Source organism: Pseudoduganella rivuli, assembly GCF_009674485.1.
Taxonomy (GTDB): domain Bacteria; phylum Pseudomonadota; class Gammaproteobacteria; order Burkholderiales; family Burkholderiaceae_D; genus Rugamonas; species Rugamonas rivuli_B.
The window spans coordinates 320,083-334,674 of record NZ_WKJJ01000007.1 but is presented as its reverse complement, the minus strand read 5'-3'; the positions used below and the strand labels follow the sequence as shown (position 1 = coordinate 334,674).

8 protein-coding genes are annotated in these 14,592 nt (G+C 65.7%); 4 read left to right on the top strand and 4 right to left on the bottom strand.

The genetic code is table 11. From position 1 onward, the window contains the following. Positions 1-51 precede the first annotated feature (51 nt). The 4 genes from GJ700_RS13540 to rodA all read left to right on the top strand — a co-directional run bounded on the left by GJ700_RS13540 (position 52) and on the right by rodA (position 6,899). Positions 52-4,605, top strand: coding sequence for a PAS domain-containing protein (locus GJ700_RS13540; RefSeq protein WP_371867942.1), 4,554 nt, complete (start codon positions 52-54; stop codon positions 4,603-4,605). Then, entirely contained in the window at positions 4,605-5,528 is a 924-nt protein-coding gene (locus tag GJ700_RS13535; RefSeq protein ID WP_154374555.1) for a diguanylate cyclase domain-containing protein, read from the top strand. Before GJ700_RS13540 ends, GJ700_RS13535 begins: the two co-directional genes overlap by 1 nt. 100 nt (positions 5,529-5,628) lie before the next feature. Then, a complete protein-coding gene (locus GJ700_RS13530) occupies positions 5,629-5,775 on the top strand; it encodes a hypothetical protein (protein WP_154374553.1) in 147 nt (48 codons plus the stop codon). 26 nt (positions 5,776-5,801) lie between these two features. Beyond that, positions 5,802-6,899 carry a rod shape-determining protein RodA gene (gene rodA / locus GJ700_RS13525; protein WP_154374551.1) on the top strand — a complete coding sequence of 366 codons (1,098 nt, stop codon included), beginning with the start codon at positions 5,802-5,804 and terminating at the stop codon, positions 6,897-6,899. Between the two features lie 2 nt (positions 6,900-6,901). Here the strand turns inward: rodA and GJ700_RS13520 are convergent, their stop codons facing one another. From GJ700_RS13520 to GJ700_RS13505, 4 genes are all read right to left on the bottom strand, one after another. Next, the gene (locus tag GJ700_RS13520) at positions 6,902-8,017 is read right to left on the bottom strand and encodes an acyltransferase family protein (protein WP_154374549.1); all 1,116 of its coding nucleotides are present in this window, start codon (positions 8,015-8,017) and stop codon (positions 6,902-6,904) included. Positions 8,018-8,085: 68 nt separating this feature from the next. Continuing rightward, positions 8,086-8,778: a TVP38/TMEM64 family protein gene (locus GJ700_RS13515; protein ID WP_195763891.1), complete on the bottom strand. Its 693-nt coding sequence runs from the start codon at positions 8,776-8,778 to the stop codon at positions 8,086-8,088. Then, entirely contained in the window at positions 8,768-12,652 is a 3,885-nt protein-coding gene (locus GJ700_RS13510) for a non-ribosomal peptide synthetase (RefSeq protein WP_154374545.1), read from the bottom strand. Before GJ700_RS13510 ends, GJ700_RS13515 begins: the two co-directional genes overlap by 11 nt. Further along, on the bottom strand, positions 12,607-14,400 hold the full coding sequence (locus tag GJ700_RS13505) for a patatin-like phospholipase family protein (RefSeq protein ID WP_195763890.1): 1,794 nt from the start codon (positions 14,398-14,400) through the stop codon (positions 12,607-12,609). Before GJ700_RS13505 ends, GJ700_RS13510 begins: the two co-directional genes overlap by 46 nt. Between the last annotated feature and the right edge of the window lie 192 nt (positions 14,401-14,592).

The following is a 14,592-nucleotide window of genomic DNA, read 5'->3' as shown; positions in this document are numbered from 1 at the left end:
CCGCACGCGGGTATGATCCAATGGCCACCGGACCAACAGGGAGATGCAGCGGTGACCACGGACAACGGAAAATTACCGACCATACGTTCACAAATCGCACTGTTGGTGCTGGTTTGCGCATTGCCGTCCGTGGTGGGCCTGGGCGTCATGGTGCAGCATTTTTATCAGCGCGAAACCGTGCAGGTGTCGCGCGACGCGCTGGTCACCGCCCGCGCCGTGTCGGCCGCCATCGAACACGACATCAGCGAGGCGGAAAGCACGGCGCTGGCGCTGGCCGCCTCACCCAGCCTGGCCGCCGGCGACCTGGCGGCGTTCGCCGCCCAGGCGCGCAAGCAGTTGCGGCCCAACTTCCCCGGCGCCCGGTTTATCCTGACCGATGCCGCGGGCCGTCAGGTACTGTCCGTCGCCGCCGGCGCCACTGCGCCGGCCCTGGCCGCGGAGCGCCCCTCTTCCGCCATACCAGCCGCGGGCCCGCCGGCGCGCCTGCGTCCATTGTTCGAGCAAGGCCGCACCGTGGCGGCCAACCTGCCGTCCAGCGCCAGCGATGGCCAGCGCTGGCTCGCCATCGACGTGCCGGTCGAGGTCAACGGCAAAGTCGCCTATGCGCTGACTACCGTCCTGCGCCATGACCGCCTGACGGACCTGCTGGCCGAACAGCGCCTGCCGCCCCACATGATTGCCAGCCTGCTCGACGGCGATGGCGTGATCCTGGCCCGCAACAAGGATGCCCCGCGGTTTGTCGGTCAATCCGCCCCACCCGACGTGCTGGATGCGCTGCGCGATGGCGATGAAGGCGCCATGCGCACGGTCTCGATGGAAGGCATCAAGGTCTATGCCGCCTTTGCCAAGCTGCCGCACCACAACTGGCGCATCGCCGTGGCCATGCCGGAAGAGCATGCGCTCGATGGCATGATGCCATCGGTGCCGCTGGTGACGGGCGCGGTCACCTTGCTGGTGCTGGCCGGCTTTGCCATGTCGTGGCTGATGGGCGGACAGATCGGACGTTCCGTCAGCGCACTGACGCAACCGGCCCATGCGCTGGCCACCGGCGAACCCATGGTGCTGGCGCCGTCGAATTTCCTGGAAGCGGAAGAAGTCGCCACGGCGCTGCGCCAGGTCGAAGGCGACATCCAGCGCCACCGCCACCAGCTCGAATTGCTGGTGGCCGAACGCACGGCCGAACTGGCCGCCTCCAAGGCGCTGCTGGAAAACGTGTATGCCAGCGCGCCCGTCGGCCTGTCGTTCGTCGACCTCGACTTGCGCATCGTGATGATCAATGAATACCTGGCCGCCATCAACGACAAGCCCGTCAGCGAACATATCGGCCGCCATTTCGGCGACGTGATCCGCGATGAGCAAGTGATCCGCGACGTGGAACGGGATTACCGCAAGGTGATGGCGACGGGCGAGGCGATTTCCGGCATCGAACTGACCGGGACTGCGCCCGGCAAGCCGGACGACGTGCGGCACTGGCTGACCGGCTATTTCCCCGTACGTTCGGCTGAAGGCAAGTTGATCGGCATTACCGGCCTGCTGCTGGACATCACCGACCAGAAACGCACGGAACAGGAACTGCGCCAGTCCAAGCAACTGTTCAAATCCGTGGTCGAACACATGCCGGTCTCGCTGTTCGTGAAACGGGCCAGCGACCTGCGTTTTGAAATGCTGAACCACCAGGGCGAGCTGACGTTCGGCCTGCCGCGCGAAGTCTTCATCGGCAAGAACGATTACGACTTCTTCCCCGCCGACCAGGCCGACGCGTTTACCGCGGCCGACCGCGCCGTGCTGGCGTCCGGCGACGTGGTGGAAATCCCGGAAGAGCCGTTGACCAGCGCGGACGGCCAGTTGCACTACCTGCATACGCGCAAGGTGGCGCTGCGCGACGACGACGGCAAGCCCACCCACCTGCTGGGCATTGCCATCGATATCACGGAACGCAAGCGCGCCGACGAAGTGCTGCGCGCCACGTCGGCCAGCCTGGAGCGCAGTAATGCGTTTATCCGGGCCATTGCCGATAATGTCCCCGGCATGGTGGTGTACTGGGATGAACAGATGCGCTGCCGCTTCGCCAACAAGTATTTTGCGGAGTTCATGGGCCGCCCGGTGGAAGACATCCTCGGCGCCACCATCCGGGATGTGCTGGGTGAACGCCTGTACCAGGAAAACCTGTCCCACATCGAAAGCGTCATGGCGGGGACGCCGCAAAGCTTTTACCAGGACCGGTTGCGCGCCGACGGCGAAATGCGCTTTGTCTGGGCCAGCTATTTCCCGGACCTGGACGACCAGGGCAAGGTATGCGGCTTCTTTGTCATGGTCTCCGACGTGACGGAGCTGAAGCGGGGCGAATTGCGGCTGCACGACTTGAACGACCAGCTGATCCGGGCGCGCGACCGTGCGGAAGCGGCCAGCCGCGCCAAGAGCGAATTCGTGGCCAACATGAGCCACGAAATCCGCACGCCGATGAACGCCATCCTGGGCCTGGCGCGGCTGCTGGAAGAGGCGCCGCTGGAACGGCGCGAACGCAGCTACGTCGGCAAGATCCAGCTGGCCACGCAATCGCTGCTGGCGGTCGTCAACGACGTGCTGGACTTTTCCAAGATCGAGGCGGGCCAGCTGAAACTCGACATCAACCGCCTGAACCTCGACCATATCCTCACCAGCATCGGCGTGGTGATCAGCCAGGCCGCATGGGACAAGGGCGTGGAACCGATCTTTGCGGTCGGCGCGGACGTGCCGATGGAACTGGTGGGCGACGCCATGCGGCTGCAGCAGGTGCTGCTGAACCTGGCCAGCAACGCCGTGAAATTCACGCAGCAGGGCGAAGTGGTGCTGGGCGTGCGCCTGGTCGGTTCCAGCCCCACTCACGTCAGCCTGGAGTTTTCCGTGCGCGATACCGGCATCGGCATCCCGCACGACCAGCAGGAACACATGTTCGACGCGTTTTCCCAGGCCGACACCAGCACCAGCCGCCAGTACGGCGGCACGGGACTGGGGCTGGCGATCTGCCGCCGCCTGGTCGACCTGATGGGGTCTTCCATCACGGTGCAGAGCGAACCGGGACGCGGTTCCGTGTTCCGCTTCACGCTGGTGCTGGAACGGGCCGTCACCGGCGTTCCGACGCCGGCCCCGCTGCCCGACGCGCTGCAAGGCCTGGCGTTGCTGGTGGTGGACGACAACGCGACCGTGCGCGACATGCTGGCCCGGCATTGCCTGTCGCTGGGCTGGAGCGTGTGGACCGCCGACAGCGGCGCCGCCGCGCTGGCATTGCTGCACAAGCTGGCGCGCTCGGTCGGCCCGCGCCAGCTGGACATGCTGCTGCTCGATGCGCGGCTGCCGGACATGGACGGCATCGGCCTGCTGACCCAGGCCCACACCGACCACAGCCTGCAATTGCCGCCCACCATCATGATGGCGCCGGACCACCTGACGGAAGAAATGCAGGCGTTGGCCGATACGCTGCACATCGCATCCGTGCTGGCCAAGCCGTCCACGCCGAGCCGCATGATGGCCGCCATCACGGCAGTGCGCACCGGGACCGCGCAGCCGTCCGCCATGCCCGTTTCCACGCCGCTGGCCGGACGCCTGGCGGGTGTGCGCGTGCTGCTGGTGGAAGATAATGAAATCAACCAGGAAATGGCCCAGTACATCCTGCTGCACGCGGGCGCCCGGGTGGAAATCGCCGCCAATGGCAAGATTGCGGTGGACATGCTGGAAGCCGATGGCGCCCGCTGCGACGCGGTCCTGATGGACCTGCAAATGCCGGTCATGAATGGCTACGAGGCGACGGCCGCCTTGCGCGCCATGGGCTTGCGCGACTTGCCCATCATTGCCATGACCGCCAACGCGATGGAGGAGGACCGCCGCCTCGCCATCGAAGCGGGCGTCGATGCGCACGTGCCGAAACCCATCGACGTGGAAGAAATGATCGACACGCTGCTGCGCTTCACGTCCGTGCGCAGCGACCCGGCGGCGGCCACCGCGGGCGGCTGGGCGGTCGAACGCGACGACCGCCCGGCGGAAGTGCCCGGCATCGACCTCGATGCGGCGTTGAAGCGCCTGGCCGGCAATTACCCGGCCTTTGTGGGTTTGCTGAAACGCTTTGAAAATTCGCAGGGTGGCACCGTGTCGGATGTCCGCACGTTGCTGGCACACAACAAGCGGGAAGAAGCCGCCAAGCTGCTGCACCGCCTGCGCGGCGTGGCGGCCAACCTGGGCGCCGGCGATATTGCCCGTATCAGCGCGCAGGCGGAAATTGCCCTGCATCAAGATAGCGATGCCGAACTGGCATTTATGCTGACGGCACTGGACCAATCGATCGCCGTGGTGACGGCGGCCGCCCGTACGTTGCCGCTGCCGCTGCCGGCCGGTACGGCGGTGCCGGAGCAACGGGCGGAAATGGACCTGACGCAAGCGTTGCAGGAACTGGTATCCTTATTACAGACTAACAATATGAAAGCCTTGACACATTTCCAGTCCGTGCGGCCGTCGCTGGAATCGAGCGGCCACGGCACGGTGCTGGCGCTGGCCAATGCGATCGAAACGCTGGATTTCGCCGCCGCGGAAACACTGGTGCGCGACCTGTTGAAGCGAAAGGAAAACGCATAATGAGCTGGTCCGACCTGGCCATGAATGGCCGCATCCTGATCGTCGACGATGCGATGGAAAATATCCAGATCCTGCATCACGCGCTGCGCGACGAACACGATGTCCTGTTTGCCCTCAACGGTGAAAAAGCGCTGCAGATTGCGCACAACCAGTTGCCCGACCTGATCCTGCTCGATGCCGTGATGCCCGGCATGGATGGCTATGAAGTGTGCGCCGCGCTGCGGGCCTCGGCCGCCGTGCGCGACATCCCCGTGATCTTCGTCACGGCGCTGACCCACCCCGAAGATGAGACGCGCGCCCTGGAAGCCGGCGCGGTGGACTTCATCAGCAAGCCATTCAATTCCGCCGTCGTGCGGGCCCGTGTGCGCACGCAACTGACCATCAAGCGCCAGGCCGACGCCATGCGCGAACTGACCTTGACCGACGTGCTGACGGGCGTGGCCAACCGCCGCAGCTTCAATGAAGCGATGGACAATGAATGGCGCCGCTGCGCGCGTTCGGAACAGCCGCTGGCGGTCATCATGATCGACATCGACCATTTCAAGAACTATAACGATGCCTATGGCCACCAGCAGGGCGACCAGTGCCTGCAACAGGTGGCGGCCGCCATGAAGCGCTGCGCCGGCCGCCCGCCGGACTTGCTGGCGCGTTATGGCGGCGAGGAATTCATCATCCTGCTGCCGGCGGTCGGCGGCGACGGCGCGGAAGTGGTCGCCAAGCGCATCCTCGAAGAAGTGCGCAGCCTGGATTTGCCGCATTCGGCGTCGTCCGTCTCGGACCAGGTGACGGTATCGATGGGTGTGGCGGCCGTACACCCCAGCGACGACAACGACCCGGAAGCGCTGATCCGCACCGCCGATGCGCTGCTGTACCGTGCCAAGGAAACGGGACGCAACCGGTATTGCATCGGTAGCGGGAACTGATACGTTCTCAGCGGCGCCGGCATGGCGGCAATCCTGCGGATTACCGCCCTACGGGTTCATTGCCAACGTTATAATGATGGCTGACTACCACGTACCAGCCATGAGCGACTTGAATTCACCGCTTCCTCCATCGTCCGACGCCACCGATGCTGCACGCTTCCGCAAGCGCCTCGCGCTGCTGGGCGCCATTGCGCTCATCGGCCTGGCCGCGCTGACGGCACGCCTGGCCTGGCTGCAAGCTTTCTGATTTTCCGATTCCCTCCCCGATCCCGTATGACCCCGTTACCGCTGTGGCGCCACGTGCGCTCGTATATCGCCGTCGACGCGCGCCTCGCGCTGCTGGTCGGCCTGCTGCTGGCCGCCGGCCTTGGCACCCTGTATTCCGCCGCGCTGGATTTTCCCGGCCGCTTCGAACTGCAATTGCGCAATGTGCTGATCGCGCTGTCGCTGATGTGGATTGCCGCCAATATCCCGCCGCCCACGCTGATGCGGTATGCGGCGCCCGTCTACGGCGCGGGCGTGGCGCTGCTGCTGGCCGTGTTCCTGTTCGGGATCAGCCGCAAGGGATCGCAGCGCTGGATCTGGATCGGCTTTGAATTCCAGCCGTCGGAAATGATGAAGATCGCCATGCCGCTGATGCTGGCCTGGCTGTTCCACCAGTTCGGCGCCATGAAGCGCCGGCACTTGTTTGCCGTGGCCGGCGTGATGCTGGCCATGCCGGTCGGCCTGATCATGAAACAGCCGGACCTGGGCACGGCGCTGCTGGTGCTGGCGGCCGGCGTCTACGTGATCCTGCTGGCGGGCCTGTCGTGGAAAGCGCTGGCCGGCATGGTGCTGGCGGGCGTGGCGGCGGTGCCGCTGGCGTGGCCGCTGCTGCACGATTACCAGCGCAACCGCGTCCTGACCTTGCTCAATCCCGAAGCGGACCCGCTGGGCAAAGGCTTCCAGGTCAAGCAGGCCGGCATTGCCATCGGTTCCGGCGGCGTGGCCGGCAAGGGTTGGCTGGAAGGCACGCAAGGCCACCTGGGGTTCGTGCCGGAGCGGTCCACCGACTTCATCTTTTCCGTGTTCGCGGAAGAGTTCGGGCTGGCCGGCAACCTGGTCTTGCTGGTGCTGTATACGCTGCTGATCGTGCGGGGCCTGCAAATCGCGGCGGACGCGCCCACCGTGTTTTCCCGCCTGCTGGCGGGCGCCATCACGCTGATCTTTTTCACCTATGCGTTCGTCAACCTGGGCATGGTGAGCGGCATCGTGCCGGTGGTCGGCGTGCCGCTGCCATTCTTCAGCTACGGCGGCACCGCCCTGATGACCCTGGGGACCGGTTGCGGGATGCTGATGAGCATACGGCGCGCATCGCTCGCCGTTCGCTGAACTTACTTGGGCGCGGCGCTCCGCGCCGGTGACCTGGCCCATAGCAGCGCCTCGAACGGTGCGCGGAACCAGTGCTTGCGGGTTTCCGTGACGATCCCCGCCAGCCACGTGGTGGCGGCGATCAGCAAGGTCAGCGTGACCATGTGCGCCGTGCTGTCCGGATCGTGGCCATGGAAGGTGCGCCAGCACGAGATCACCAGTTCATGCACCAGGTACAGCGTGAAGGTGTAGGCCGACAGCATGCGGATGGGTTGCGCCGCCCGGGCCAGCGCGGCGAACTCGGCAAAGCGGGCGCAGGCGAAGTTCGCCACCACCAGCACGCACACCACGTAATCGAACAGGAAGCGGTCCGCGCTGCCCATGCGGATGCCGGGGAACGGCCACAGGTGCTGCGCCACCGGGCGCCACGCCTGTTCACTGCCGGTGGCATGGAACGCCGCCAGCAGCGCCAGCGTCAGCAGCCAGCCCAGTCGCGCCACCATTACCGGCATGCTGTAGCGCTTCAAGCCGTGATACAGCGCCACGCCGCTGAGCCACACCGGCAGCAGCAACCACAGCTTGGGGCCCAGCAAGACGAACACACCGGCGGTGACGGCATAGCGCCACCAGCCGCGCAAATAAAATGCGCAGCCGAACAGCACGTAGTACCAGACTTCGTAACCCAGCGACCAGTATTGCGGCATCCATGGCGGGGTTTCCGACATGACCCACAGTTCCCCCATGAACATCAGGTGGAAAGGAATATAAAAGTATGCGCGGCGCAATTCATAGCCGGCCGGCACGTCCACGCCCAGCCACGTCGCGGCGATGCCGGCCGCCACGAACGACGCCAGCAGCAGGGGCAACGCCACGGAATAAATGCGGGCGCAGCGCGCCACCACATATTCGCGCGCCGATGCGCCCTTGTTTTCCGTGGTGTAGGCAATCACAAACCCGGACAGCACGAAAAACACCATCACGGCTTCCCGGCCCCAATTCGGCAAGACGGCGGCAACCGGGGCGCTGACCAGCTTGTGCTGCACGTAGTGCGCGAAGACCACCATGACGGCGGCGCAAAACCGCACGGCGTCCAGGTACAGGGAAAATGCGGTGGGTAACGGAGCGTTGGTGCGTGGCATATCGGGGACCGGGTCGGGCAAACCCGGCTATTGTAACGTGGAATGGCCGCATGGCCATATTGACAAGATCAGCGGCCCTGCCGGCTGATCCAGCGCTTCAGGCCCAGGCCGCCGGCCGCCAGCAGCAACACCGTCACGGCCAGCAGTCCGAAGCCGAAGCCGGACGGCTGTTTCATTGACGCGATGATGGTATCGACGAAGAACATCATGAACAGCGTGCTGGGCGCCATGCCGATGGCTGTGCCCAGCAACAGGTCGCGCAGGCGGATATGACTGGCTCCCGCCACCATGTTCACGATGGGAAAAGGCGCCACCGGCACCAGCCGGATCAGCACGATCGCCAGCAAGCCCCGTTCGCCCAGGCGCTGGCTGACCATGTTGATGCGCGCCCCCGCCAGCCGCGCCACCGCTTCGCGTCCCAGCAGCATGCCAAGACCATAGCTGATGGCCGAGCCGGCCAGCGCGCCCGGCAACGCCACGGCGAACCCGGTCCATGGGCCGAACGCGACAATAGCCACCAGCGTCAGAAACGTCAGCGGCACGGCGGTGGCCACGGCCAGCGCAAACCCGGCGATGGCGGCCGGCACGCCGAACGACTGGCCGAATCCCCGCAGCGCGGCCACGATGGTGTCGAGGTCCAGCATGGATTTCATCGGCGACCATGCCCAACTGGCCGCCAGCGCCAGCAGCAGCGCAATCGCCACGCCAAGGCCGATCAAGCGCCGGCGTAGCACCCGCTCCCTGCGCTCCTCAGGCGGCATGGCGTTCTTCCATGATGCCGCCCAGTACCGCCGCCAGCTCATTGATGTTGTTGGCCTCGAAAATGGATCCATGCAAGCCCGGCACCCGCCGCTCCGACAGGCGGTCTTTCAACAGTCGGCGCCATTTGCCGAAGAACAGCCGGTCCCAGTTGGCCAGGCCCGACGAGCGCACCAGGCACGTATGCCCGTCGAACTCGCCGGGGTGGAAGCCGCGCAGCGCCATCACTTGCGCCACCAGTCCCGGGTCGCCGACCAGGCCGCCCAGGCGGCGGCCGTTCATGCTCAGTTCCTGGATGCGCAAGGTGCGCACCAGCCAGCCCAGCGCGCGCCACGAGCCGACGCCGCCCACGATCGAGCGGGGGTGGATGGTATCGAGCAGCACCAGCATGCGCGCCGGCGCGCCGCTGCTCTTGAGCAGGCGCGCGGTTTCCAGCGCAGCCACGCCGCCCACCGAGAATCCCGCCACGACGCCCGGCTCCCTGCCCTGCGCCACGATGCAATTGACGTACAGTTCCGCCAGGCTGACCACGTCCTTCAACTTGCCTTCCATCGGCGGTTGCAGCATGTAGACGTCATAGGTGTTGGACACCAGCTTGGCCAGCTCGGTAAACCGCAACAGGTCGCCGTGACCGGACGCCGCCAGGTACAGCGGCGTGCGGCCGTTTTCCGCCGACAGTGAAATGATCATGTCGGGCGGCGTGATCTTTTTGCCCAGCGCGATCGCCAGCCGCTCGATGGTCGGGTGTTCCGTCAGCGTGTACATCGGCACGCTGCAACCGAGCCGGCTGTCGATGGCCGACAGGATCGCCACGGCGGCCAGCGAATCGCCGCCGATGTCGAAGAAATTGTCCTGGATGCCGATCGGGCGCGCCGTCAGCGCGCTTTCCCAGATCGCCACCAGTTCCCGTTCCAGCGCCGTGCCGGGCGGACGCGCGGGTTCCGCCAGCGCGCCCGGCTGCTGCACCGGCAACGCGTCGTAATCGATCTTGCCGACATTGCTGTCGGCCAGGCGCGGCAGCACGCAAATGGCGCTGGGGATCATGTAGTCGGGCAGGCGCTGGCGCAGCACCGATTGCAGGCGTTGCGCCGTCACGTGGTCGGCCGCGCCGACCCATGCGTGGATTTGCGGCTTGCCGCCCATTTCCACCAGCCGCGCCGCCGCCTGCGACACACCGTGCACCTGCAGGCAGGCCGCTTCGATTTCACCCAGTTCGATGCGGTAGCCCCGCAACTTGACCTGGCGGTCCAGGCGCCCCACGAAGTGCAGGTTGCCTTCGACGCCCAGCCAGCCCCGGTCGCCCGTCTTGTACATGCGCGAACCCGGCTGGAACGGATCGTCGAGGAACACGGCCGCGTCCAGTTCCGGCCGGTGCAGGTAGCCTCGGGCCAGCGTATCGCCGCCGATATAGATTTCGCCCGGTATGCCCAGCGGCATGGGGCGTAATTGCGCGTCCAGCACATAGATGCGGGTGTCGTCGATCGGGCGGCCGATCGGCAGCGGCGTATCGTCGTCCGACGGCAGGCATTGCCACGCGGTGGCGAAGATCGACGCTTCCGTCGGGCCATAAACATTGAACAGCCGCGCCCCCGTCTCGTTGACGAAGCGGCGCGCCAGCGCGGGCGACAGCACTTCGCCGCCGCAGCACGCCACGCGCAACTTCAATCCCTGCACGCCGGCCGCGCCATCCAGATAGCGCTGCAACGTGGTGGGGACAAAGGCGATGAACGTCACGCCGTGGCGGGCCGCGAAGGCCGGCAAGGTTTCCGGCAACAAGCGTCCCGGCGGCGGCAGCGCCACCCTGCCGCCGTTAATCAGCGGCAGCAGCAATTCGATCAGCGACGGATCGAACGTGTATTGCGTGGACTGGCCGGAACAATCGCGCCAGTCGACGCCATAGGCGCGCGACAGCCACGCCAGCCGGCGCGACAGCACGGCATGCTCCACCATCACCCCTTTCGGGCGGCCGGTGGAGCCGGACGTGAACAAGACATAGGCCAGGTCGCGCGGCGCCGGTTTCGCCGACAGCGGCGGCAGCGTGGACTCGGTGTCGGACAACGGCTCGTTCCAGCGCACCCGCACGATGTTCGGATGCAACTGGCCCAGGCGGCCGCCGGCGGCCGGGTCGATCATCAGTGCGCAGGCGCGGCTTTGTTCCAGGATGTCCGCCAGGCGCTCGAGCGGCGCGTCGGGATCCAGCGGCAGGAACGCGGCGCCGGTCTTCGATACGGCCAGCATCGCCACCACCATCGAGCAAGTGCGCGCCATCGCCATCGCCACCACCTTGTCGCGGCCCGCGCCCAATGCCGTCAGGCGCTGCGCCATCATGGTGGCGCGCCGGTTCAGCGTCGCGTAATCGATGTCACCGTCGTCCCACACCACGGCCGGCGCTTCCGGCCGCAGCGCGACCTGGTGCTCGAACAGTGAAATGAACGGTGGCGGATATTCGTGCGTGGCGATATCGCGGTGCAGGCCGTACAGGATGGCCCACTGCTCTTCGTTCGGCACGATCGACAATTGCGCGATACCGGCTTCCGGATGCGCGCGCATCGATTCGACCAGGTGCCACAGGCGGCGGCCCAGCAACTCCGGTTCGCCCTGCGCGAAGCACGCTTCGCTGGCGTCCAGCACCAGTTCCAGGTCTTCGCCGGGATGGAAATCGCACACCGTCACGCCCAGCGGATAGCGCGCCGAACCCGAGAACAGCTGGCGCGCATCGACTAGCGGCGTATCGCCAAACCTCAGCGTGTAATCCTGGCGTTCGAACGACAGGAAGATATCCATCAAGCCGTCGCGCCCATGGCGGATCACTTCCAGTTCGCGCCCCAGGTCCGACAGCGGATAGCGCGGGTGGCGCAGCGCGCCGCGCATGGCGATGCGGGTCGCGCCCAGCAATTCATCGACACGCATATCCGGATGCACGCCGATTTTCACGGCCAGCACGCCGGCAAACATGCCCAGCGTGGATTTATACGCGCGGCCGGACCGGTTCAGGCTCGGTACGCCGATCACCACTTCCTGCACATTGTTGACGCGCGCAAAATACAGCGCGAGCGCCGCCAGCACGTAGTTGAACACGGTAAGCCCGGCGCCGGCCGCCTGCTGTTCCACCCGCTCATAATCGGCGCGGGGAATGCGCTGCTCGACCAGCCGCGATTGCGGCAGTTGGCCCACCGCCATGCCACCGTAGTCGTAGCGGCGCTCGATCAGCGGCGCCGGCACTTCCGGCACTTGCGTGCGCCAGTAGGCGGCATCGTCCTGGTAGGCGGGCGAATCGCGGTACGCGTGCGATTCCGCGATGAACTTGCGGTAGCCGGGGGCATCGGACGGCGGGCAAATCACGCTGGTTTCCAGCGCGTTATAGATTTCACTCCAGCGCCGCATCACTTGCGTGGTGCCCCAGCCATCCATGATCAGGTGGTGGAACTGGATCGTCAGCCCATACAGTTCGTCGCTGCCGCGCAGCAGCGTGAAACGCCACGGCGGCGTGCCGTCCAGCACGAACGGTTCGCGGATGCGGGCAGACCACCACTGGCGCATGGCCTTGCGGGGCTCAGGACTGGCGGACAAGTCCACGATTTCCAGGTCCCGTTCGAACACGGGCAGCAAGACCTGCTTGCCGGTCGACTGCGGGGCCAGGCGCAAGGCTTCGCTCTCCGCGACCAGGCACACCAGCGCCTGGCGGAACCGGGCCAGGTTCAGCGGACCTTCAAGGTAAGCGCCGCCGCCGATATTGAGGTGCGGCGATTCGGGCCAGGCGCGCTGGTCCAGCCAGACTTCCCTTTGACTCAGCGACAGACGCAGCGTATCTTCAACCGGCTCGGACCGGCTCAGCCCCTCATTGACGCGCGGCCTGACGTTACTGGATGCGTCCATTTTTCAATTTTTTCGATGGCATAACGGTAGCCCACCTCGACGATTTCCCGCGAGCGGCTATAGCCCATCAGCGAGAATTCCGCGACAGGCGGCTCCAAATAGTGATCGGCCTGGGCAATCGTGCGGCCGCGTTGTGCGGCGCCGCCGATATGCCCGGCGCTGTAAAGGATGGATGCAATGCTGGGAGTGGGATTGCCGTCCGCCTTGAAATACCCTTTTACGGTCTTCCATGCGGATAAGCGGTGCAGGCTCGGATCGGCGCCTGGACCTTCACGCACATCGACGTCGATGGCGATGATGGTGCCATTGCCCCGCCGCTTTTCCAGCGGCGTGCCAAGGCGGACGCGCATGGCTTCCACCGGCACGTTTTCAAGGATGGCGCCGTCCACCAGCAAGTCGCCCCGGTCCAGCACCGGCGGGAACAGGCCGGCCGGCGAATTGCTGGCCAGGACGGCGCGCCACAGCGGCCCCTGATCCTGGACACTGGTAATACCCTTGGACAGGTTGCATGCGGCGGCAAAGAACGGCGTCCACAAGTCATCCATCGTGGTGTCGCCGAACATGCGTTTCAAATCGCGCTCGACGCGGCGGCCGGACACGATGGAAATCACGGGCAAGGTCAGGCGTTCACCGCCGCCCGCGAAGACTTGCGTGCGCTCGCGGATTTCTTCCAGCGGCATGCCGCACGCGAATTGCGCGCCGATCAGCGCGCCCATGCTGTTGCCGCCCACCAGGTCGACCGGAATGCCGCTTTCCTCCAGCGCGCGCAGCACGCCCAGGTGGGCAAAGCCGCGGGCGCCGCCGCCGCCCAGCACCACGCCCACGGCGGTGCCGGTCAGGAAGCGCGCCAGGCGGGAAAAGTCGGCCGGCCGGCCTTCGCGGACCGGATAAGTCCGCTCGAATTCACGCACGCCGCGCCACAGGCCGATATCGATCGGCATCCGCGCTTCATCCTTGTGCAGCAGCACAAGGTGTTTGCGTTTCAGGTGGAAACCCGGTTCCTGCGTCAGCCGCTCTTCGATTTCACCGATGGCTTGCGTGGCGCCTGCGCTGGCGACAAAAATCACCTGGTCGGCCTGGCGGAACGCGCGGCGCGTCCATTCGGACGGCGAACCTTCCGCTTCATAGACGAGGAATTCATATTCGCCTTCCAGCTCATCGGCGTGGCGGCCCACGTGGCGGCCGCCATTGGCCGGCGGGCGCAAATGGTGCACGCTGCCCATGGTGGCAAACGCGTCGGCCAGGCGCTGCGCGACTTCGGCCGCATCGGCCCCGGCATGCAGCGGCACCACGGCGAACGATTGCGCATATTGCTGGTGCGCCACGGGCGTGTGGCGCATGAAGTTATAGACGGTCTTGACGAACACCTGGTTCAGCGCCAGCGGGTGCTTGGCCAGCAAGGCTTCGTAGCTGGCGCGCGACAGGTACGCCACGGTGGAATCGCGGATCGCCGTCACGTCCGCCGTGCGGGGCTGTTGCAGGATCAGGCCCACTTCGCCCACGCTCTGGCCGGGACGCACTTCGTTGTACAGGTTCAGGTCCGCGCCGACGCCGCGCGATACACGCATGCCGCCGCTGACGACGAAGAGCATGCTGTCCGATATCTCGCCTTCCTTGTAGACCTGGGTGCCGCCGGCGACATCTTCGAACACCAGGGCAGCGGCAAGGTCGTTGAGGACGGCGTCATCCAGGACGCCAAATCCGCGACTCGCGCGCAACACCCTGATTGCCTTTTCATGCAAGTCCATATGAGCCATTCATTTGTTAAACGGATCCGCACCGGATCGGAGGGTGCGGCACTGCCATAGAACACAGCCGACCATAGAGAGATGCATCAAAGCATTCCCTATGATGAGCGACACGAGCGCGGTTTGTCAATCTGGCATTCACCTGGCGCAAAGTTGTCTCAGATTACGTATTATTATATACACATTGGTTGC